25 protein-coding genes are annotated in these 20,306 nt (G+C 43.4%); 7 read left to right on the top strand and 18 right to left on the bottom strand.

What is annotated here, in order from left to right; all coding sequences use genetic code 11:
• Window position 1 precedes the first annotated feature (1 nt).
• Window positions 2-967 carry a DUF2777 family protein gene (locus tag EBO34_RS04440; RefSeq protein ID WP_183163704.1) on the top strand — a complete coding sequence of 322 codons (966 nt, stop codon included), beginning with the start codon at window positions 2-4 and terminating at the stop codon, window positions 965-967.
• Between the two features lie 472 nt (window positions 968-1,439).
• Here the strand turns inward: EBO34_RS04440 and EBO34_RS04435 are convergent, their stop codons facing one another.
• The 8 genes from EBO34_RS04435 to EBO34_RS20450 form a co-directional block, all read right to left on the bottom strand.
• Complete coding sequence (locus tag EBO34_RS04435) at window positions 1,440-2,936, bottom strand: PH domain-containing protein (protein ID WP_183163703.1); 1,497 nt, start codon at window positions 2,934-2,936, stop codon at window positions 1,440-1,442.
• On the bottom strand, window positions 2,929-3,426 hold the full coding sequence (locus EBO34_RS04430) for a PH domain-containing protein (protein ID WP_122896722.1): 498 nt from the start codon (window positions 3,424-3,426) through the stop codon (window positions 2,929-2,931). Before EBO34_RS04430 ends, EBO34_RS04435 begins: the two co-directional genes overlap by 8 nt.
• A gap of 5 nt (window positions 3,427-3,431) precedes the next feature.
• Window positions 3,432-3,656: a hypothetical protein gene (locus EBO34_RS04425; RefSeq protein WP_122896721.1), complete on the bottom strand. Its 225-nt coding sequence runs from the start codon at window positions 3,654-3,656 to the stop codon at window positions 3,432-3,434.
• A gap of 158 nt (window positions 3,657-3,814) precedes the next feature.
• Entirely contained in the window at window positions 3,815-4,942 is a 1,128-nt protein-coding gene (locus EBO34_RS04420; RefSeq protein ID WP_122896720.1) for a conserved virulence factor C family protein, read from the bottom strand.
• Window positions 4,943-5,022: 80 nt separating this feature from the next.
• Window positions 5,023-5,439, bottom strand: a complete 417-nt coding sequence (locus tag EBO34_RS04415) for a TlpA disulfide reductase family protein (RefSeq protein WP_122896719.1) — start codon at window positions 5,437-5,439, stop codon at window positions 5,023-5,025.
• Window positions 5,436-5,765: a thioredoxin family protein gene (locus EBO34_RS04410; RefSeq protein ID WP_122896718.1), complete on the bottom strand. Its 330-nt coding sequence runs from the start codon at window positions 5,763-5,765 to the stop codon at window positions 5,436-5,438. The genes EBO34_RS04415 and EBO34_RS04410 overlap by 4 nt, the downstream gene beginning before the upstream one ends.
• Before the next feature lie 52 nt (window positions 5,766-5,817).
• Window positions 5,818-6,438 carry a cyclase family protein gene (locus EBO34_RS04405; protein ID WP_122896717.1) on the bottom strand — a complete coding sequence of 207 codons (621 nt, stop codon included), beginning with the start codon at window positions 6,436-6,438 and terminating at the stop codon, window positions 5,818-5,820.
• A 95-nt stretch (window positions 6,439-6,533) separates the two neighbouring features.
• Window positions 6,534-6,725, bottom strand: a complete 192-nt coding sequence (locus EBO34_RS20450) for a hypothetical protein (RefSeq protein WP_142996768.1) — start codon at window positions 6,723-6,725, stop codon at window positions 6,534-6,536.
• A 337-nt stretch (window positions 6,726-7,062) separates the two neighbouring features.
• Here EBO34_RS20450 and EBO34_RS04395 point away from each other — a divergent pair, with 337 nt between their 5' ends.
• Complete coding sequence (locus EBO34_RS04395) at window positions 7,063-8,247, top strand: YeeE/YedE family protein (RefSeq protein ID WP_122898527.1); 1,185 nt, start codon at window positions 7,063-7,065, stop codon at window positions 8,245-8,247.
• Window positions 8,248-8,299: 52 nt separating this feature from the next.
• On the opposite strand, the gene EBO34_RS04390 is transcribed toward EBO34_RS04395, so the two are convergent.
• The gene (locus tag EBO34_RS04390; RefSeq protein WP_122896715.1) at window positions 8,300-8,875 is read right to left on the bottom strand and encodes a cysteine hydrolase family protein; all 576 of its coding nucleotides are present in this window, start codon (window positions 8,873-8,875) and stop codon (window positions 8,300-8,302) included.
• 393 nt (window positions 8,876-9,268) lie between these two features.
• A complete protein-coding gene (locus EBO34_RS04385; RefSeq protein WP_122896714.1) occupies window positions 9,269-9,487 on the bottom strand; it encodes a hypothetical protein in 219 nt (72 codons plus the stop codon).
• Window positions 9,488-10,037: 550 nt separating this feature from the next.
• Between EBO34_RS04385 and EBO34_RS04380 the strand changes: the two genes are divergently transcribed.
• Window positions 10,038-10,121 (top strand): YjcZ family sporulation protein, encoded by an 84-nt coding sequence (locus EBO34_RS04380; RefSeq protein ID WP_035186236.1) that lies wholly within the window; start codon window positions 10,038-10,040, stop codon window positions 10,119-10,121.
• 171 nt (window positions 10,122-10,292) lie between these two features.
• On the opposite strand, the gene EBO34_RS04375 is transcribed toward EBO34_RS04380, so the two are convergent.
• Complete coding sequence (locus EBO34_RS04375) at window positions 10,293-10,553, bottom strand: DUF2524 family protein (protein ID WP_183163702.1); 261 nt, start codon at window positions 10,551-10,553, stop codon at window positions 10,293-10,295.
• 135 nt (window positions 10,554-10,688) lie between these two features.
• On the opposite strand from EBO34_RS04375, the gene EBO34_RS04370 reads away from it, so the two are divergent.
• On the top strand, window positions 10,689-11,309 hold the full coding sequence (locus tag EBO34_RS04370; RefSeq protein WP_122896712.1) for a trimeric intracellular cation channel family protein: 621 nt from the start codon (window positions 10,689-10,691) through the stop codon (window positions 11,307-11,309).
• 115 nt (window positions 11,310-11,424) lie between these two features.
• Here the strand turns inward: EBO34_RS04370 and EBO34_RS04365 are convergent, their stop codons facing one another.
• The 3 genes from EBO34_RS04365 to racA all read right to left on the bottom strand — a co-directional run bounded on the left by EBO34_RS04365 (window position 11,425) and on the right by racA (window position 13,328).
• Window positions 11,425-11,877: a TcaA NTF2-like domain-containing protein gene (locus tag EBO34_RS04365; RefSeq protein ID WP_122896711.1), complete on the bottom strand. Its 453-nt coding sequence runs from the start codon at window positions 11,875-11,877 to the stop codon at window positions 11,425-11,427.
• 477 nt (window positions 11,878-12,354) lie between these two features.
• On the bottom strand, window positions 12,355-12,732 hold the full coding sequence (locus EBO34_RS04360; protein ID WP_122896710.1) for a YppE family protein: 378 nt from the start codon (window positions 12,730-12,732) through the stop codon (window positions 12,355-12,357).
• Between the two features lie 50 nt (window positions 12,733-12,782).
• Complete coding sequence (gene racA, locus EBO34_RS04355; protein ID WP_122896709.1) at window positions 12,783-13,328, bottom strand: chromosome-anchoring protein RacA; 546 nt, start codon at window positions 13,326-13,328, stop codon at window positions 12,783-12,785.
• Between the two features lie 179 nt (window positions 13,329-13,507).
• On the opposite strand from racA, the gene EBO34_RS21040 reads away from it, so the two are divergent.
• The gene (locus EBO34_RS21040) at window positions 13,508-13,636 is read left to right on the top strand and encodes a hypothetical protein (protein WP_272873234.1); all 129 of its coding nucleotides are present in this window, start codon (window positions 13,508-13,510) and stop codon (window positions 13,634-13,636) included.
• Between the two features lie 250 nt (window positions 13,637-13,886).
• Here EBO34_RS21040 and EBO34_RS04350 read toward each other — a convergent pair whose 3' ends face one another.
• Window positions 13,887-14,873 (bottom strand): DUF2515 family protein, encoded by a 987-nt coding sequence (locus EBO34_RS04350; protein WP_122896708.1) that lies wholly within the window; start codon window positions 14,871-14,873, stop codon window positions 13,887-13,889.
• Window positions 14,874-15,003: 130 nt separating this feature from the next.
• Here EBO34_RS04350 and recU point away from each other — a divergent pair, with 130 nt between their 5' ends.
• Window positions 15,004-15,612: a Holliday junction resolvase RecU gene (gene recU / locus EBO34_RS04345; RefSeq protein WP_122896707.1), complete on the top strand. Its 609-nt coding sequence runs from the start codon at window positions 15,004-15,006 to the stop codon at window positions 15,610-15,612.
• Between the two features lie 14 nt (window positions 15,613-15,626).
• Window positions 15,627-18,368 (top strand): transglycosylase domain-containing protein, encoded by a 2,742-nt coding sequence (locus tag EBO34_RS04340; protein WP_122896706.1) that lies wholly within the window; start codon window positions 15,627-15,629, stop codon window positions 18,366-18,368.
• Between the two features lie 44 nt (window positions 18,369-18,412).
• On the opposite strand, the gene EBO34_RS04335 is transcribed toward EBO34_RS04340, so the two are convergent.
• Genes EBO34_RS04335 through EBO34_RS04325 form a run of 3 tightly spaced genes read right to left on the bottom strand, consistent with a single transcriptional unit; the run spans window position 18,413 to window position 20,269 of the window.
• Entirely contained in the window at window positions 18,413-18,880 is a 468-nt protein-coding gene (locus EBO34_RS04335) for a YpoC family protein (RefSeq protein ID WP_122896705.1), read from the bottom strand.
• Between the two features lie 4 nt (window positions 18,881-18,884).
• A complete protein-coding gene (nth, locus tag EBO34_RS04330) occupies window positions 18,885-19,535 on the bottom strand; it encodes an endonuclease III (protein WP_122896704.1) in 651 nt (216 codons plus the stop codon).
• Window positions 19,536-19,555: 20 nt separating this feature from the next.
• Window positions 19,556-20,269 carry a DnaD domain-containing protein gene (locus EBO34_RS04325; RefSeq protein ID WP_249413998.1) on the bottom strand — a complete coding sequence of 238 codons (714 nt, stop codon included), beginning with the start codon at window positions 20,267-20,269 and terminating at the stop codon, window positions 19,556-19,558.
• Between the last annotated feature and the right edge of the window lie 37 nt (window positions 20,270-20,306).

Below are 20,306 nucleotides of genomic sequence, written 5' to 3'. Positions count from 1 at the left end.
CATGGATCGACAAACAGCCAGATCTTATGCTGGAAAGCATGTGATTATTAATGAAGGTAAAAATGGACGGTATGTAGGTCTTTTGGAACAAATTGAAACCAAACCTAAGAAAATATGGAGTGGCATTGTAAAAATATCCGGTATTTTGCTCTATCCCGAGATTAACATCGAGTCGGATCAACTCCCTGCCCCTTTGTATTCTGAAGGAGAGAAAGTTTTTTGTACCGGAAACAAAATATCGCCTTTAAAACAGGACTTTCCACACTCTTACAAGGAGTCTGTAAATTACGCGCTGGCAGGTATGTGGAACGAAGTAGATGATCAAAAAGAAAACAACGAATCTGTCCTTGCCATGATTCACCAGGAATTAAAGCGCAGAAAAGCCGATCATCTCCTTTACAGAGACGTTTTCGTATACTACAGTCTTGTGAAAAAAGCACGCCACTATTATGTATACGACGAAGAGAAACAAGAAGCTCTTTCTCTCGACGGCTGTCCTTTTGAATTTGAGATCAAGGTTAAAGATAAGTGGAAACGGGCACATAACATTTCAGGTCCAACCTTTGAACTGGAAAACGGAAAACAGGTGGATCTGTCACACGGCGATCGCCTGAGACTGAATAAATCCCAATTTGATCCTTACCGGATTCTTATTAATGAGCTTGATAAACCGGCTCTCCACGCATTGGAGCGTGGGCTTAGAAAGCTCGGTATTTTCCATGAAAACAGTGTTTACTGCCATAACTCCCTTCTTATTCAGCTATTGAGCACTGTCGAACAGGCGACATTTAAAGGTGTTAATTTTATCTCCTACTCAACAGAAAAACACCAGTATATGATCCAGCACCATTATGAACGTGAGATTCTTGAGGAAGAACCGGACATCGCTTACGACCGGTTTGAATTTACATCAGATACTGGTGAACGGTTAATCACAACCTATGCTACACAGCTTTCCAAGGACTGATTTAACATCAAAAAAAGATGACGAAAGGCTCAACCGGCCCTGTATCGTCATCTCTTTTTTTGCGCTGTTTTTGACTCATGCCTGCGGTATATCCCATAATTTTTCTTTCCTATCAGTTAGAATGCATTAGCAACGTTTTGCATTTTACCAGAACGCTCCAGGCAGACTTACCACGGGTTATTCCTGCTTCTTCCTCTACTGGCATAACCTTCGAAGCGTATGCGTAGAAACAACCAGCAGGATGTTCTGCTGGTGTCGTCTCCCAATCTTTAGGTAAGGAATGGCTAAGAGCCACTTACACATACTGAAGGATGCGCTTCTCACTTCCTGTTTTTAATCTGGTTATATTGTAAATGAGAAGAGATGCAGCCGGAATGTTCGGAAGATTCATGGCGGTTGTTGGAGGCTCGCCGGCACCTCCGCGAAAAGCGAAGGACACTCCGGCTGAACCCTTATAATATTACGCTCCTATTTAACTTTTTGTTTCTTCATTATATTTGGTTGAGTGTTCATACGAATACCACATATAGTAATTCATGGACTGCTGTTTAGAAAGATGTCTTAAGGAGAATGTCTTTCCCGTAATACTCGTAAGAATAGATACTTCAAGTGTAGTCAGCTGATTGAGGCGCTGAAGTGGATTGCTTGTTACTTCTACGGTCTGAATTCGTTTTTTAGGTACGATTACGGTAGTTCTTGCAAACTTTCTCATCCGCATCCACAGAAAGCGTTCGTTTACACCAATTCCCGCGTCTTTATACTGCCAGTATCCCATTAAAAGGGCCACAATAATAGCAGCAAAACTGTAGGCACCATAATCAAAAAAGTACGTAATGGCTGAAGCCGCAATCACTGCCGGAACTGTGAGGCGGACCATGTACCTTTTCATGCTTTTTTTAGGAAGGCCCGTCAGTGGTCTTTCAAAAGCAAAATCGGGCACAATTTTTTCCAGATGCGCTTTGACCTCTGTTTCTTTACACAATGGAATTAAAATGGTTGAAAGATCTTCATCCTTCGTTCCTCCCCCTGCACTCTCAACGTATACAGAGGTATACCCAAACGGTTGTCTCAGGACATTCTGAACGAGCCTGACAGCTGTAATTCTTCGTCTGTTCAGTGTTAACTGCCTTCTCTCCAGAAGTCCTCTTGCAATCACAATGTCATTTCCTGTCTTTTCAATACTGAAGTTTCCGTATTTTAATACCGTACTCACAATTCTTATCAGCCATGCAATAACCAGAACAAGAATCAAAAATGACAGAATAAACAAGACAGATGATTCAACGACAAACCCAATGGCTGTTTCATACCAGGTTTCCGGTATAAACTGCTGAACCTGTGAAAACAACGCCGCTACAAAAGTTGCGGCTACTCCTATTCCGCTGGAGGTCAAAGCAGCAGTAATCAAACGCTTTGTGGATAATTTCCACGTATAGTCAGGTTCTTTGCTGACGGTTTCCTCGTCAATCTCCTCTTCAGACAGAACCGAATTTCCATCTGAATCAGGGGCTTCGGTTTCACGTTTTTTCTTTCCGTACAACAATTCATTCCGGATATCATTCGCTTCTTCTTTATTTAAAGCAATAATCCGAAATTCCGGTTCATCTCCCCCGCCTGCGGTTTCAATCCTGACTTCCACGAGGTTAAACATCCGCTGAATCAGCTTGGCATTTAAATCAATGCTTTGTACTCTGTCCTGATGGATATAGCGTTTTTTACGAAATATGAGGCCTTGGCGGATATGCAATTCCTGTTCATCGAGGCGGTAACGGAATGTAAGCCAGTGCAAAAATCCCGATAAAAACGAAAAGACGAGCAAAGCCCCCAGCACGAGGAAATAAAACCATGGTCCACGGGTCTGGGATGAGCCGAAAAAAAACAAGACAATCAACGTAATGATCATCTGCTTAAGATTACCGAAAAAGGAAACAAAAATTGAAATGGGGTGCTGTCTTTTAAAATCACTCATCTGGATCCGCTTCCCTTGCAAGGCGGGCAATGTGGTCCCGTACATAGTCAGCTTTTGATTCCTCAAGAGCCGGGATCTCATGAACAGTTGCTGCTGTCGAAATTTTAACCGAAGAAAGTCCATACTTTCTAAGGAGCGGCCCTTGCTCAGTATCCACGTGCTGCACCCGGATCATCGGAATGATAACTCTTCTGATAACGAGTACACCATACAACAATTCAATTTCATTTTCATATATCTTGTACCGCCAGCGTTTCCACTGCCATTTGGGCAGCAGAATAACATTGAACACACCGTACAATACCCATGCTCCTATAATGAGAAAGATAATCCAAAACGGTAAAAAGGCAAATGTAGCAGACAGCCACCAGTAAGCGAATGGAACAAGGGCAAACAATAATAGCTCAATCAGCGAGGCAATACGCCATACCGTAAGAGCACCTGGTGCAATCTTCTGATCCGGAACAGTCCTTGGTTCGTATTCGTTCAATGGCCCTACTCCTCTTCCAACGGCGTATCTTCATTTACGTAGATGATCTCTACGCCTTGCTCTTTAAGATAAGCAATGACTGCATCATTCAGCCTTGTGTCGTACAAAAGACCGAGTGATTCGGCAAGTTCCAGTTCATCAATACGGCCCTTTTCCGCATCTTCAATTAGTTCCAGAATTTCTGTGTATTTTTTTTCTTCCAGTTCTGTAATCAGTTCCTGTCTTGTCATTGTCATGCTCCTTTACATACGGATGATTTACCAATTCTATCCTATCATAAGCTTTTTTGCACGTTCAAGTGAATATGCATCAAAAAAGCAATGCCACAGCCCGCTGCCGGCGAGGCTTAACAGAGCCGGCAGAGGTGTGCTCATTGCAACAGAAAAAATTAACCTTTTTGAATCGTGTCCGTCATCTGTTTCCAGACAGATCCTTTTGCTTCCTCCCCGCCTTCTATACGGGCAAGTGCAAGTTTCACCTGCATGCTTACTTCAAATTCCGGGTCTTCCTGTGCGTCTTTTAATACTTCGATAGCACGCTCGTCTCCTACTTCATATAGAAACATGGCAGCACGCCAGCGAACGAGCTTATTCTTATCTTTAAGAGATTCGATCATTGCCGGAATAGCTTTTGCACTGCCAATATCCGACATGCAGTCCCCTGCAGTTCGTCTAACTGTTACAGACTTATCCTGAAGTGCTTTTTCCAGCAGTGGAAGTACCTTCTCATCTTCAATCATTCCAAGATACACCGTTGCCAGTCTTCTTATGGATGCTTTTTCATCGTCCAACGCTTTCTCAATTACCGGAAGATCGTCAATCGTTGGATTCATCTGCTCAAAGTATTCAAACCGTTTTCTCCAGTCAGGCTCGTCCATCATCTCAGGAGTAACCGTAATCCACTCTTTCTTTTTCACCGTGCCTGCCGGAGTTGGATTTTTAGCAGCCTTTACAAGCTTCTCGAGCCTGGCATCCGTGTAAGCCGCTTCGAGTTCCTCCACAACTTCCTTCGCCACTTCTTTTACATCACCATAGCGGGGTTTTTGCTCAGCCCATTTACGCTGAAACACAACGTTGTCATCCGGCAGCTGAGCATCAGCAACCGCTGTTTGAAATGCTTCCGGCAAACCTTCCCGTACTTCTTCATCCCCGGCCGTTGCTTTCACCTGCATTGGAATGCCTTTAAACATCTGTACTGCAACGCTGACTTCCCCGAAATGTTCATCGAGCTGCATTTCCTGTCCGCCGGTAACCTGCCCCTCTTCCCCGAAAACTTCCCTCACTTTTGGAAGAATCAGCTGCCAGTCCACTTTCCCGTTTCGTTCAACCGCGATAAAGTCGGCAACATGGTAAACCCCCTTTACGCCTTCAATTTCAAAAAGTTCCTTAACAAACTGAGGGGCGCCTTCGATATTCTTAGGTGTATAATTGTTACTCTTCCCCTGTGGCAATGATTCTGTAAGAGTCAGTTTCATTGTATTCGGGCTGGGTGTAGGTTCAATATCCTTAATTCTCATATGTGTCCACTCCTCTCAAATTCATCCTCTTTAAATCCTATCACAGAGCATGTAAAGGCCCAAGCTATGAGCCTTCGTTATTAAAGTACTCTGCTGAGACTCGTTAATATATCCTGAAACGTTGCTTTGTCATTAAAGCTGGCTGCAATCTCATGATTTTTATTCAATAGAAAGGTCGTTGGAACACTCATACACCTGTATGAATCATAGGTTTTCGTTCCATTATCAACCCCCATAGGAACCGTAAAGCCGTTCTCTTCATAATAACGCATACCTGCATCAGGTTCACCTTCCCTCCCTTTTACATTCACCATGAGCAGATCAAGCTCTTTGGTTTCCATGGCTTTGTATAACTGCTCTTTGTTTGGGAAGTCCCGCTTTGAGTCTGGACACCAGGACACCCAGAATGTAAGGAGTAAAGCTTTTCCCTCATAATCCTTTAATATAATTGCGTCGTTTGTCTCGGGGTTATATACATTTAGTTCAGGTGCTTTCATGATGTATCCCTCCTATTTGAGAACAACCGGATCTGCTCATACACATTTGTAACCGATTGAAATGCATACATTTTTTCTACTGGTTTTCCATCTTCTATAAAAACAGCACATGGAACGCTCTCCACTTTAAATGCTCTTGAAATGGTTGGAAAGAAGGCAATGTTGCTTTTGTAAATCGTAATGTTTTCCTCTACAAGGGGCTCTGTCATTTCAAGAAACCGGTTTGCAAGAGCACACGTGCCGCACATAGGTGTATAAAAGTAAACGATAGCTTTATTTTGTTCAATCCCTTTGATTAAATTCTCTTCATTACTGCATTCAATCAACCTTAATTCTCCTGCCTTTCTTTATTGACCGGTCCAGTATTAACACCAACCTTTAACGAAGCTGCTTTAGTACAGCTCTAACCGGACTCCCGTCCCCATGCTTAAGTTTCAGAGGGAAGCAAAATAATTCATATCTCCCCTGATCAGCCTGACTCAGATCAAGACCCTCTAAAATGATAATACCTGCCTTGTTCAAGGCATGATGAGCCTTCAATTCTTTTGACGTAAGGGGGTCAACTGAAGGAAAGTCTACCCCGATCATGTGAACTCCTGCTTGTTTCAGAAAGTCAGCCAACGCCGGAGCTACTTCAGGGTAGTCCTCGTAAGAATGACCGCCCGGACGTGAAGTTGTTTTGAAGAGAACTTTTTTTACCCCATTTAAAGGGATGGACTCTATGTACGACGGATCGATTGTCTTTATATTGTCAAGTTCAATGACCATGGCCTCTCCGGTAAACAGATCCAATGAAAGTTCATCCATGGTTTTTTCCTCTCCATTCACGTGAAAAGGAGCATCAATGTGGGTTCCTGTATGTGAACTCATGGTGATTCTGCCTACGTTTACACTGTCACCTTTTTTCGTTTCCAGCATTGGTTCGTAGCTGAACGCAGTGTCTCCAGGCCAGACGTTCATATTTTCTCTAAGTGTCTGTGTAATATCAATAAACTTCATTTAATCACCACTCCTCTGTCTTCTTTTCTCCATCTTAACAAAAGAAAAGAAGGGTGTCTTTCTCCAGGAACACAGTTCCTACACCCTTCTCCAATCTATCTTTTCGCCTGCTCATCCATCCAGTTCATGAGAGAATTGATCAGTGACTCAAAATCCTGTTCATTTTCATACCCTCTCAGGAATTCACTCTTACTTTCATCATCCAGTCTTCTGAATTCATTTTTCACTTCCGAGCCCTGGTGGGTAAAGTCTTTTAGTTTTCTTTTTATCATTCTCAAATCTTCCATATGTAACGCCTCCTTTGATTTGTTTTTTTCCCGCTTTGACCATGATTTAACCATTACTTTATAGAAATCTTTTTTATTTATCACAGTTATAATTTTTCGGAGAGGATCAAGACTGGTCATTGCCAGCTCCGGAACGATTCGCCTTAAAAGAAAAACAACAAGTATGATACATTTTCCATTTAACGCATAAGGTTTTACAAAGCGTTCATCATAAGTTATTATACAAAAAGACTACAATCCCGATAGTACTTATAGGGATTAATAACGAGGTGATTAAGTGAGTAATGTAAATTATAAATCTTCAACAGAAACACCGTTAACAACCCCTTTGCCCCCTATGCAAAAAGGAAATTTTGTTCTTGGCGCCGGAGCGTTTGTACTACTCGCTCTCGTGAGTTATATGGTCTCAGGGCTTGATATGGTAATCTTGTTAACCTTTGGCCTGATATTCGGCTACACATTATTTCACGCACGTTTCGGATTCACTTCAGCATTCAGGCGGTTTATGGCTGTCGGTAACGGTCAGGCTCTTCGTGCTCATATGCTTATGCTCGCTGTAGCTATAACACTGTTTGCTCCAATTCTTCATTTTGGTATCGGATTTTTCGGGGCGGATCCTCAAGGGTTCGTGTCCCCTGTTGGTACAAGTGTAATTGTGGGATCGTTTCTATTTGGAATCGGGATGCAACTTGGAAACGGATGTGCTTCCGGTACACTTTACTCGATCGGCGGCGGACGATCTTCCATGATTCTCGTACTCATTAGTTTTATTGTCGGCTCTGTTATCGGTGCATGGCATTTTGCATTCTGGACGGAAGATATGCCAACTCTTGCTCCCATCAGCCTTGCCGAAGATACAGGACTCGGCTATCTTGGTGCATGGATTCTGCAGATGATTATTTTTGGAGGTATTATCTTCCTCACTTATGTTGTCAGGAAAAAACGCCGTCCCCCTTCAATGGCGGTCCTTCCAACCACCAGCGGCTGGAAGCGTATCATCCGCGGCGCATGGCCGATCTGGGTTGCAGCTATTGTTCTTGCACTTTTCAATGCCCTTACACTTATGGTACGAGGCCAGCCTTGGGGTATTACGGGTGCCTTTGCTCTTTGGGGATCAAAAGCAGCTCAGCTTATCGGTATTGATGTGACACAGTGGGGTTACTGGTCAGGTGAAAACGCACAACAGCTTGAGCAGTCGGTCTTCCATGATTCCACCAGCGTGATGAACTTTGGGGTAATGGCCGGTGCCTTTATGGCTGCTGCCGCGGGAGGGATGTTCAGCTTTGCAAAGAATATTCCATTTAAGCTTGCTATGGCCTCCATTACAGGCGGACTTTTAATGGGATATGGTGCAAGACTGGCATTCGGCTGTAACATCGGTGCTTACTTCGGGGGTATTGCTTCATTCAGCGTTCACGGCTGGGTATGGATGATCTTTGCTATGCTGGGTACCTACGTTGCATTGTTTATCCGTCCTTTGTTTGGACTCAAAAACCCCAAAAGTGACGACAAATTTTGTTAAACACCAAATCATTTAAAGAAGAGGGCTGCTCATCTTATGAGCAACCCTCTCCTTATTCGTTTACCGGTTGTGAATTTTCAAGTACCTCTGCACCGAGTACATTTTTAAAATGACCGAGAGCCCATTCGTGCCCCGCCTGATTAAAGCTTTGTACAGCATCCTGATGGATGACAATGCGAAAACCTTTGTTATAAGCGTCCACCGCAGTATGGAGAACACAAATATCGGTACATACACCGGCGAGATGTACTTCTTTTATGGCTCTTTCGCCAAGCTTTAAATCAAGATCGGTTCCGGTAAAAGCACTGTACCTCGTTTTATCCATCCACATAAGATTATGGTTCTCGTTTTTAATAAGCCTGTCATACATTTCACCCAGTTGTCCGTATAATTTTCTCCCTTTTGTCCCTCTAATGTTATGAGGCGGGAAAAGTTTATTTTCAGGATGTAAAGTATCATTTTCATCATGTACATCAACTGCCATGACAACGAGATCCCCGTTTGTGAGGTATTGTTCGGTTAACGATGTGATTCTGTTTTCTATGGACTGTCCGGGCCTTCCGCACGTCAGGCGGCCCTCGTCTGCCACGAAATCATAAGTATAATCAATGACAATCAGTGCGCGCATAAAACTCCTCCTCTGTTTTCTTTTATTATAACAGTACCTTTAGATACAGTGCAGATAAAAGAACTTCCTCCATAGCCGTCAAGTTGAGCAAAACTTGGCGGCTTCTTCTCTTTTTCTTTACGGAATCCTTAGGAACGCTCCTACATTCACACATGGAAGCTTCCTTTCGGAAGATTTTTTGAACAAGGATGAATTCCGCTACAGGCGGACGCTTTCCGCGGGCATCGTCTCAGTCTCCTCGGGAAAAGCGTCCTGGGGTCTTCGGGTGGGTTTTTCCTGCTTCTTCCTCTACTAGCGTATGCTTCGAAGTATTTGCGTCGAAGCAACTCGATGATTATTCGTGATGTAAACGCTCGTTGCTGGAGTCGCCGCCTTTCGCTCCATTTCTCTTTATCAAAAAGGATTCACACGAGACAAGTTGTCTTCTTTCTTTTTAATCGTGTTTTTCAAAATCGCAATTGGTGTTTCTCTTATCTTCTTTTTACACTTTCTACATCGACTGCGAATCGCATCATTTGGTGATGTACATGGTCGAAAGAACTCTTCTGCACTTTCACGAAACTCTTTCATGCATTTCATCTGACTGATTTCAATCTCTTCCCTCTCAAACAACGCACTACGCCCCTCAAATGTAATCATACTGGAGATTAAAAGAGCGATGAGTTGGCCATACAGGTGACATTCAAAGCGCTCCTTTTTTGTTGTTTTTCACCTTATGAATTTCATAATCTGATTTACATGTTTTAAACATCAATTCAATCTGCCAACGAATGAATATATAGAATAAAGATCAGGTGTAGAAACAATTTTTGTAAACGGAGGATACCCGCATGTGAAAAACATTAAGCGACCTCATGATATACGCTTTTTATGTTGAACATGAAAGAGGATGCAGCCGGAATAGCCGAGACTCCTGTGGTAGTCGGGGCCAAGGTGAGACCCCGAATCGAAGTGAGGAGGCTCACCGGACCACCACGGAAAGCGAAGGACATTCCGGCTACATCCTGAAACCTTCAGCTTTTGAAAATAGAGCCACACCTTAACTTGATGACTATGGAACTTCCTCTTTACACAATGGAGGTAAACAGCCTATACACTTTTGTCTCTTATACATATGTTGTAAATGAACACCTAACTAATGAAACAAAGGAGGGGTTGTTTCATGTCTGGATACTACAATGGGTTTGCACTGATTGTTGTGCTTTTCATTCTCCTTGTAATCGTGGGTTCAGCCTACATCTGCTAAGGTTACATCAATGAAAAAGAGGCGACTCATAAGGTGGCAATTTATACCTTATCAGTCGCCTCTTTGTTTTTCGTATTTACTGAAACTTTAATGTACCCTTTGCTCTCGCAGTTTTGATGAAGTCCCGTTACTTATGCTGTTACTTCCTTTTTGCGAAAACAATCTTATTCCCTACATTCCCAGTATCATCCTGTTTTGTAATTGATGGATCTGCTGTTCTACCCTTATCAGCTGATCACGCTGCTCAGGGTTTGCACTTCTGATCATCTTCTCGAGTTCAAGGTGAACTTCCTGAAGGTGCCTCTGGGCATCTGCAAAATCTGCCGGATCACCGGGATTTACTCTCCTGGAGTTATCAAGCTGGGTTTCCGCTTCTTCCATCACTGTTCTTATTTCTGTAATGAATTGGTCCATCTGATTATAATTCGTCAAGTTTTCTGCTCCTCTGCCTTCTGTCTTGTACCTATTATTTTTCCTTCCCATTCGTTTTATCCGACAGAATAAAAATTGCTTGGCACATGTTGATAAACGTGATACTTTATTTTAGGACAGAAAGGATGAAACGATTTGACATGGGATTTATTTAACGTAATCGGTACAATTGCTTTTGCTCTGAGTGGCGTAATCGTAGCAATGGAAGAAGATTATGACATTATGGGGATTTATATATTGGGGCTTGTTACTGCATTTGGGGGCGGCGCGGTCCGCAACCTGCTTATCGGGCTGCCTGTTACTGCTCTGTGGGAACAGGGAACCCTGTTTACGATAGCCCTTATTGTTATGACCTTCGCCTTTATAACACCTATCTGGATAAATAAATGGCTGAAATGGGGAATGTTTTTTGATGCAATCGGATTGGCAGCATTCGCCATTCAAGGGGCTCTGTTCGCAAAAGGGATGGAGCTTCCGTTAAGTGCAATCATCGTTGCAGCTGTTCTGACAGGAACCGGAGGTGGTATTATCCGGGATATACTTGCCGGGAGAAAACCACTCGTATTCAGAAGTGACATCTATGTTTTATGGGCAATTCTCGGGGGGCTTGTTATTGGTCTTGGAATTGCAGCAACCACTTGGCAGCTGCTTTTGCTGGCTTTTGCAATTGTTACTCTCCGAATGCTTAGCGTTCAGTATAGATGGCAGCTTCCTCACAGACATGTTAAAGAGGGCAACTCTGCAATCCAAAAGTAGCCGCGGGAATCGTTCTTTCCGTGCTTCAGAGGCCGTTTCAAAAGAATAAAATAAATTACAATGGCTTCGAGGTTGACTCAAAAGGTGGTTTTTACCTTTTGGGTCAACCTCTTTCTTATTCTTCACTATGCCGTTCCATCGATGTAACGCGGTACGTGTCCTGGTATGGATGAAGGTAATAGGTGCGGATTCTCTCTTCCACTCCCGTCTGCCCGCCAGATTGCTCAATTTCTTCCTCAACAGTAACGCGTATCTCTCCATCTTCAGTCTCTTCAACCTCTGAAATATCCAAACGTACCGTCTCCTCGATGACCCTCTGTGTAGAATACTGCTGATGTGTTCTTCGTTTCATATGGAAAAACTGTGAATTTGGATAAAGGTATTCTTCAATTGGACGAAAGGACTGACTGGTCAGGCTTTCATACCAGGCGTCTTTAAAAGATCTCATAAATTCCTCTACCTTAAGAGCTGTTTCCTCATTTGATTCAGACCACTCCGGGTCGTCACAGGCTGCAATCAAACCAATTAAGATTAATGTGAGAGTCAGTGTAATAAACCTTTTTTGCAAAATAACGTCCCTCTTTCTCTTTTCTTTCAGTTCCAGTGTCAAGTATAGCGAAAAAAACAGCCCAGTGCTACGTTGCAGTTTTTGAAATAGCTCTGTTAAACTCAGGTGTTAATTTACGCTCATCGTACTCCCTTCCGTAGAGGCGTTTCGTTGCACAAACAGAACCCCTGTTTCTTACTCTGCCAGTTATACGCAGCTTTCTGTGTCGAAGCAACCCGAAGCTGATTCGTAAGTAAACGTTCATAGCTCCCGCAGAAGTGTCGACGATTCGCTGCAATCAACATTGTTTATGGTCAACAATGACCTTTAACCCGCCCTATGAAATAAAAATGAGGGTGTTTTAAAGGTGCCAAATCATACCGGCAATGGCTTGGCTCTATACGTGCATATACGGGAAAATCACCCGTTACGTTTTTGATAAGAAAATATCAGCTTGCACAATGCGTAAAAAGGCGACTCATAAGGAATAGTGCGGCCTTATGAATCGCCTCTTTTTTCAATATCCGTTTTTAACGCTTCTGCCGTATAACGAATTGATTTATTCGTCTCGATAAACCGCTTCTTTTTCGTATCAGCCTGAAAACACGTTACTGCAGTAATATTGATGTTCTCGTGAGCTGCTTCAATCTGTTTCAAATGAATATATTTTGGTTTATTTTCTGTAACGTACTGTGATGCCAGTGGCAGCCACTCGTCACTCACTTCCCTTACACGATCCGCAAATGGTTTAACGTAATCATTAAAGGAAGCATTTTCTTTTTGTTTGGCATATTGTTCAAATGACTGAAATGCTTCAACATTTAATTCAAGTACCTGTTTTGTAAGGGTATGAAGTCTATCGTGTTGTGAACCCATCTTTCCACCTCCTACACTATCGTAACAAAAGAGGGGGAAAAGGCAAATCGCTATTTAACCATAAAAGAGAAAATGTTTGCCAGCATTCTCTTTCTAGGTGGTTTATTATTCTTTTTCCCTTTATTCATATATACGACCTGTTTCTCTTTCTCAGAAAGGTTGTCCTCCAAGGACTTCAGTCTCCGATCAACTGTCCTTAACATTTCCGAAAGGTCATCGATCTCCTGTCTGTGCTGAAGCATCTGATATTCAACGACCTCGTCTGCCTTTTCCGAAAGCTTTTTCTCAAGCTGATCCACATGAACAAGAATCTGACCGAAACGATCATTAAAGATCTGGCTTGAGACGATCCCGGATGAATCTGTTTCTTCTTTCTTATGGCTGATGCCTTCAACCGTCACATCTTTTAATCTTTTTCCTTCACTTAACTGATGGTGAATAGACTTGAGCGTTTTTACTGTATCCTCTGTAAGAACATAGTGCCCGAGATCATTGACTTCACAATCAAGTTTAAAGAACTTTATCCACCGCTGCACCGTTGTCGGGTTAACACCAAGCTCATCCGCCACTGTTTTAGTTTTGAAAGCTGTAACCATTTTTTCTCCCCCTCGCTTTCATTTGCTCATACCTTTCTCCCTTCACCTTTTGACTTCCTTCATGCCTGACAAAACTAGTTTGCTTTCGCCAAAGAAAGTGTATGTTTGTGTAGGCGCCACATGATTTCGACTCAGGAATGCAAAACTAACTGTGAAATTATTTGAAGGGAGTGAAAGAGATGCCACAGAAAAAACAGTCCCAAAACCCTGCACAGGAAAAACAGCAGGCAAAAAACCGCCAGGCCCAGCAGTCTAAAACAGGCTTTGGTGATAAGAAAACAGAAGGCCCCGACCAGCCAAGTACTTAAGAACAAATGCACAAGCGCCTTGGTCACGAGCGATAAAGAAAACTTGGTTTTCGCCATGACGGCGAGTGCTTTAGTACAAGCATTTGAAGGAGGCCATCAAATTTAAGCCGCTTTTTGGCTTAATTAAATGGAATAAAATGACCTCAAGCTCGCAGGCGCTGAAGCTGGACGTGAAAAGATTTACGAAAAAGTAATGCACATAACTAAACGTTTATGAGCCTAAACCATGAAAAAGGAGACTCCCGGCAGATTACCGGTAAGAGTCTCCTTTTTGCTTCATTGTGGATTTATAAAATTCCTCAATCCTGACAGCGACCTCCATTTGATGAAGTTTCTCTTCGTACCATTCCGTAAGGTTGAAACGCTTCACAGGTTTAAGCTGTTTAAGGTAACGGTCAGGATTTTTCAATAAGTGTATTGACCAGTCGAACTTAAAATCCCTGTGGTGGGTTATGACCGGATAGCTGGACCTTACCATCGGTGTTTTAGGATAACGTCTTTTCAGAAAACGCTGGTAATCCTTCCTGGAACCAGTGTGGGGAATTGATTGATGAAAATCGGCCATCTCTTCTTTTTGGTCTGAATGAAACAAAATCCACGCCAGTTTTTTCCCCAGTTCAATGCGTTTGTCCGTTTTTGTAAAATCAGAAACGGACGAACCGGTCAGTCTTCCTTTCTTATCAGGGAACAACACGGTACTAAAGTGAAGCCGGTCCTGCCATTTGAATGCTGCTGAGTTAAACACCTGTTTTTTGTAAAAGGTCTGATCCAGGACAGGCCTTTGAATCAAATGCTGTTCGTTAACGATTAAAGCAATCATCAGCCTCTCTTCATCTTTTTTTTGCCAAAATTCCAGCCATTTTTCTGAAATCCAGTTGCTTACACCGAATTTTGGCAATAAATGAAAATAAGGCTTTCCCTGTCGCTTTGACCATTGATAAATGAGAAGTTGCGGAAAGGCATCGCTGAAGATCAGCCAATTGGCTCTCTCATAAGTCATAAACAGGTCGTTCCTTAATTTTTCGTCAAGAAGAACGGCGAACGGTCTGCTCTTAAGATCAGTCATCGCCCACCCTGCATTTCTTGAAACGAAGCTTGCAAGGTATGCCCATTTTATTTCCGGGTTTCTAATATAATATTTTTGATAAAATTCGGTACGTGAAATATTATCCAGATTCCCTTTTTCTGTTTCCTTTTCAATCATTCTGATTATCTTTTGATCAGATTGTTCAAGCATGTGCCATCACCCTTCTTAATATGGTTTAATGGCCGCAAAAATAGTCACAAAGACTATGGTTTCCCGATTTAACTATGGTAATATATAGTGATGGCTGGAGAACTTAAGTGTTGAATGGAGGGGGATTACCGTGGCATTCCGCTACCCTGACGGCAGAAAATTTGAGCCGAAACGAAACGAAATGACGAAGAAGAGCGTCAATAAAGATGCCCGCTTCAGTAACCGTGGAATGACCCTTGAGGAGGATATTAACGAAACAAACGAATATTATCTTGCCCACCAGGTTGCAGTCATTCATAAAAAACCGACTCCGCTTCAGATTGTAAACGTGCATTACCCGTCACGCAGTGCAGCCGTAGTGACTGAGGCATACTTCCAGAAACCTTCAACCACAGATTACAATGGGGTTTATAAAGGAAGGCACATCGACTTTGAAGCAAAAGAAACAAAAAACAAATTGTCATTTCCGTTTAAAAACTTTCACGACCACCAGGTTGAGCACATGAAACGGGTTCTCGATCAAGGTGGAATCGCCTTTGCAATTTTACGATTTTCTTATACTGATGAAGTTTTTTTACTGGAGGCAACTCACCTTATCAGGTTTTATGAGGAACGGGACCATACCCGCAAATCCATGAAAAAGAAAGACATAGAACATTTCGGTTACCTTATCCCTCTTGGGTTTCATCCGAGAATTGATTACTTAAAAATTGTGGATAAGCTGATCACAGGTTCATGAAAGGAAGATGAAAGATGTCAGAAGAATATCGCTCCAGACAGGAACGTAAAAAAGCGATGCAGCAAACATCAAAGCCAAATAAAACAAAAAAAGGCGGATCCGGAGGCGGAGGGAAATCACGCTTCAAGAAAATCCTCACCGCATTAATGATCATTTTTATCATTATGGTAACAGCAGGTGCCATCACAGCAGTAGCGATGATTGCCGGCGCCCCTCCACTTGATGAAGAAAGACTTATGATGAGTAACAACCCTGAAATTTACGATATAGACGGCGAACTGGTAACCACCCTTTCCGGTTCCGAGAACAGACGGATGGCAGACATCGATGATGTACCCGATAGAATGAAAGATGCCATTATCTCCATTGAAGACGTTCGTTTCTACGATCACTTTGGTATTGATATGCGCCGTCTCGGAGGAGCTGTCGTAGCCAATGTAAGAAGCGGCTTCGGGGCTGAAGGGGCAAGTACCATTACACAGCAGGTCGTAAAAAACCTGTATCTTGATTTTGACAAACGCCTGACACGCAAAGTTCAGGAACAGTATCTGGCTGTCCGCATGGAACAAAAATATACAAAAGATCAGATTCTTGAAATGTACCTTAATGTTATTTATCTGTCCGGAGGCCGGTACGGTATCGTGGAAGCTGCGGATTACTACTTCAGCAAAGAATTAGACGATCTTTCAGTTGCAGACGCCGCTCTTCTTGCTGGTATTCCACAGCGTCCTAATGCATACAACCCGTTTAATAACCCGGAGCTTGCTGAACAGCGTCGTAACGTCGTCATTAACCAGATGGAGCGTTACGGTAAAATTACTGCCGAAGAAGCAGAAGAAGCAAGGAACACTCCGGTTGAAGACCAGCTCCAGCAGAGCGAGCGCGATCCATATCCGTATCAGGCATACCTTGACCGTGTCCTTTCTGAAGTGGAAAACATAGACGGTATTGAGATGAATGATATTTACTCTTCGGGAATGAAGATTTACACGAACCTTGATACAGGCGCACAGGAACATGTTGAAACGGTTATGCAGTCAAACGACTACATCAACTGGCCTGATGAAGAAATGAAAGCCGGACTGACACTGATGGACACTCAGACCGGACAGATTACCGCTCTTGGCGGTATCAGACAGCAGACGCAGGAAATGCGGACATTTAACTGGGCAACACAGCCAAAAAGACAGCCCGGATCAACAATTAAACCTATTCTTGATTACGGACCGGCCATCGAGCACCTGAAATGGTCTACGTACCACCAGATCCGTGATGAGGAATATAAATACAAAACTATTGACCAGACCATCCGGAACGCAGGACGCGGCTACTCAGGCGATGTATCCATGCGGTATGCTTTAGCGCAGTCATTAAACGTACCGGCGTTGAAAGCATTCCACGAAGTGGGCGATTCAAAAGCAAAGGCGTTTGGTGAATCACTCGGTATTCCACTGGACACGATGGGTGAAACTTATGCCCTTGGAGGGTTCAGTGAGGGAATCTCCTCTCTCCAGCTTGCAGGTGCGTATGCTGCTTTCGGAAATGAAGGAGAATACAACCGTCCTCATACCGTTCAGCGTGTGGAATTTGCCAACGGCCGTACCATCAATCTTGCACCTGAACCTGAAAAGGCAATGGAAGACTACACGGCGTTTATGATCTCAGACATGCTTAAATCAGTTGTTCAGAACGGTACAGGGCAGCAGGCGGCCATTTCCGGACTTCCTGTTGCCGGAAAAACCGGATCAACCAACTTTACTGAGGAAGACAGACAGACACACTCTATTCCTGAAAATGTAGGAGCAGTACGGGATTCCTGGTTTGCAGGATACACTACGAGATATACAGCTTCTGTCTGGACGGGCTACAACTCCCCTTCTGAGGGCGTGATCAGACAGGATAACGGGTCCAACCTCATTGCACGCCAGCTCTTCCGTGAAGTGATGCAGCACGTTCATGAGGGTGAAGAAACCCCGGACTTTAATCAGCCTGATTCAGTTGTAAGAGTCGCGATCGAACGTGATACCGGACTTCTTCCGAGTGACTTTACTCCGGAAGACCAAATTATCAATGAGTACTTCGTAAAAGGAACTGAACCATCCAGCGTCTCTGAAGAGTATGAAGTAGACGCTGATGACCTGCCGGTTCCAAGTGTAAGTGCTGAATATAATGAAGAGGAACATGCGATTTATACAAGTTGGAGCTTTGACACCGATGTTCCTGGTGACTTCAGCTTCGAACTGGAAGTCCGTGGTCCTGATGGCGATTACGAGACAATGGCGATTACAGATGACACACAATATATTCTCAACAACCCTCAATACGGTGAAACCTATTCCATCCGGGTAACTGCCATTTCTGATGAGGATGAAGACCTCCGCAGTGAACCGGGTACAGTAGAAGTAACCATACCTGAGGAAGAAGAGGAAATTGAAGAAGACATTCCAGATGAAATCTTTGAAGACGAAGATGAAATCGAAGAAGGAAATGAAGATGAAGAAGGTCCCGGCGAAGGTAATGGTCCTCCTGATGATGACGGTTCTGATGAGGACAACGGTTCCGAAGACGGAGACGGTCCTGGTCAGGAGAACGGTCCGGGACAAGGGAACGGACCCGGTCAGGGGAACGGTCCTCCTGATGATGAGGATGAGGATGAGGATGACAGCGAAGAAGAAAATGATGAGAGTGAGGAAGAAGAAAGCCCTCCTGATGATAACGAGGATACTGATGACACTGAGCAGGATCAAGATCAGTAAAGTATTAAAAAAGGTGCCCCATACGGAGGCACCTTTTTTTATGTTTATTTGCCACTTTTCAAAAAGTAGACAGCCCATTTCTTTTTTGATTCATCAAACAACTGAGAGAGAGTTATAAAAGCATGGTGATGAGCAGGAGTATTGATAACAAAGGAAAGTCTCTCTTCTATGTTTACCGGGGCATACTGAAGGTTACCTATGTCTCTTTCAATATGAATAAGGTCAGTCACCGGTTCCCCTTTTGCCCAGATCATTGCCTGTATATAACGGGCTGTATAATTAACCATTAGCGGTCTGGCTTTTTCTTTATCCCGCTTTTTAAACGCTTCTCTTATAAGAGGCTCCCCAGTTTCTTTCCACTCCTTCAGTATCTTTGTGACTGAATCTTTCGGAGCAGTCCACGGCTGCAGGTCTCGGGTAATGTCTTCATGGAACAAGGCAGCTTCTTTGGAACTGCTGCCCTCGTAAAAGGGAGTCCTTTTCATTTTTGGCGGAGTATTTTCTGACGTCACTCTTCTATCCCCTTTTTTTCATTCTTTTTTTCCCTTCCCGGCACAGTTCCAAAAGGGGACATTCCGGGCAGTTTGGGGACTGGGCTTTACAATGATACCGACCGAAGAAAATAAAGCGGTGATGGGAAACGGACCACTCATCAATGGGGATTTTTCTCATCAGTGTTTTTTCTACTTCCAGTACACTGTCTTTCCATCTGCATATACCAAGACGCTTACTTACTCTTTCAACATGGGTGTCAACGGCTATCGCCGGCTCACCGAAGGCGACTGAGGCCACGACATTTGCCGTCTTTCTCCCTACCCCTGCAAGCTTGACCAGTTCATCTCTCTCCCGGGGAATTTCTCCGTTATAATTTTCAAGGAGGGACTGGCAAAGCTTTTTAATGTTCTTCGCCTTACTTCGGAACAGTCCGATCCTCCGAATATCATTTTCAAGTTCTTCGAGAGGGACTTGGATAAAGTCTTCCGGCTCCTTATACTTTTCAAACAGACCGGGCGTAACTTTGTTTACGAGGGCATCAGTTGCCTGTGCAGATAGTAAAACGGCAATCGTCAGTTCAAAAGGGTTGGAGTGAGTGAGTTCACATTCTGCATCCGGAAACATTTTGCCTATTGTTTTTTGTACATGTTCAATTTGCCTTTTTGTCAGCATCGATTCATTTCCCCCTTTGATCAGTCACTGTCAAGCCAGTTAAAAGAAGGGTATGTCCTTTTCTCTTTTTCACGGGAAGAATGATCCGAAACAGTGGTTTTCTGTGTACGCTTGCCTCTGACCTTTTCACCGTATTCCCTGGCTTCCTTCACTGTCCTGACACCGTTTTTCTTCCACTCAAACAAGATCCGGTCAATGTATCGGAAGTTCAGCTTGCCGGACACAACGGATTCCCTGAGTGCCGCTTCTATTAACACAGGCTGATGGCGGTCCTCATCAAGCCACATGGATATCATTTCAAGTTCCATAGGGGAAAGGGGGCGGGAAAACTCTTCTTCAAACCTCCTGAAAATCCTTCCCTCATCCTCGCCCGGTTCTTTCTTTTTGAAAAATTGTTCTTCCTCGATCTTTTTACAGATTTTTTCGTACAGTGGATCAAGGGAGTAGTATTCCATCAGCCTTCCGTTCTGATCACGGGTTTCATGAATCTCGATGTTTCCTTTTCTTATCAGTTCACGGAGAATATGGGCCGTTTCTGAAGCGTCCAGCGTCATTCGTTCACTGAGTGCCGTGGGAGTCGGAAACGTATCCCCTTCCTGGGCAAATTTCTTCACGTGAATTATAAGCATCACTTCCTGTTCCGTAATGGAGAGCTTTGCATAATATTCAAGAAGCATAGCTGGAAACTGAACCGGCTCTGCTTTTAAAAGCTTAAGATATAATTCCGTAGTCAAGGTGTCCACCTCCCTTTTTAGTATTTCCTCTCTAAAT

The sequence above is a fragment of the Alteribacter keqinensis genome, assembly GCF_003710255.1.
GTDB lineage: Bacteria > Bacillota > Bacilli > Bacillales > Salisediminibacteriaceae > Alteribacter > Alteribacter keqinensis.
This window is presented reverse-complemented; position numbering and strand designations above follow the sequence as displayed.

Bases quoted from the DNA above. Each gene is read 5' to 3' on its own strand.
- EBO34_RS04395 (WP_122898527.1), top strand. From the start codon at position 7,063: ATGCAAAAAGGAAATTTTGTTCTTGGCGCCGGAGCGTTTGTACTACTC.
- EBO34_RS04420 (WP_122896720.1), bottom strand. From the start codon at position 4,942: ATGAGAATTAAGGATATTGAACCTACACCCAGCCCGAATACAATGAAA.
- EBO34_RS04360 (WP_122896710.1), bottom strand. From the start codon at position 12,732: ATGGGTTCACAACACGATAGACTTCATACCCTTACAAAACAGGTACTT.
- racA (WP_122896709.1), bottom strand. From the start codon at position 13,328: ATGGTTACAGCTTTCAAAACTAAAACAGTGGCGGATGAGCTTGGTGTT.
- EBO34_RS04390 (WP_122896715.1), bottom strand. From the start codon at position 8,875: ATGCGCGCACTGATTGTCATTGATTATACTTATGATTTCGTGGCAGAC.
- EBO34_RS04350 (WP_122896708.1), bottom strand. From the start codon at position 14,873: ATGCTTGAACAATCTGATCAAAAGATAATCAGAATGATTGAAAAGGAA.
- EBO34_RS21040 (WP_272873234.1), top strand. From the start codon at position 13,508: ATGCCACAGAAAAAACAGTCCCAAAACCCTGCACAGGAAAAACAGCAG.
- EBO34_RS04425 (WP_122896721.1), bottom strand. From the start codon at position 3,656: ATGACAAGACAGGAACTGATTACAGAACTGGAAGAAAAAAAATACACA.
- EBO34_RS04380 (WP_035186236.1), top strand. From the start codon at position 10,038: ATGTCTGGATACTACAATGGGTTTGCACTGATTGTTGTGCTTTTCATT.
- EBO34_RS04340 (WP_122896706.1), top strand. From the start codon at position 15,627: ATGTCAGAAGAATATCGCTCCAGACAGGAACGTAAAAAAGCGATGCAG.
- nth (WP_122896704.1), bottom strand. From the start codon at position 19,535: ATGCTGACAAAAAGGCAAATTGAACATGTACAAAAAACAATAGGCAAA.
- EBO34_RS04440 (WP_183163704.1), top strand. From the start codon at position 2: ATGGATCGACAAACAGCCAGATCTTATGCTGGAAAGCATGTGATTATT.
- EBO34_RS04415 (WP_122896719.1), bottom strand. From the start codon at position 5,439: ATGAAAGCACCTGAACTAAATGTATATAACCCCGAGACAAACGACGCA.
- EBO34_RS04435 (WP_183163703.1), bottom strand. From the start codon at position 2,936: ATGAGTGATTTTAAAAGACAGCACCCCATTTCAATTTTTGTTTCCTTT.
- EBO34_RS20450 (WP_142996768.1), bottom strand. From the start codon at position 6,725: ATGGAAGATTTGAGAATGATAAAAAGAAAACTAAAAGACTTTACCCAC.
- EBO34_RS04405 (WP_122896717.1), bottom strand. From the start codon at position 6,438: ATGAAGTTTATTGATATTACACAGACACTTAGAGAAAATATGAACGTC.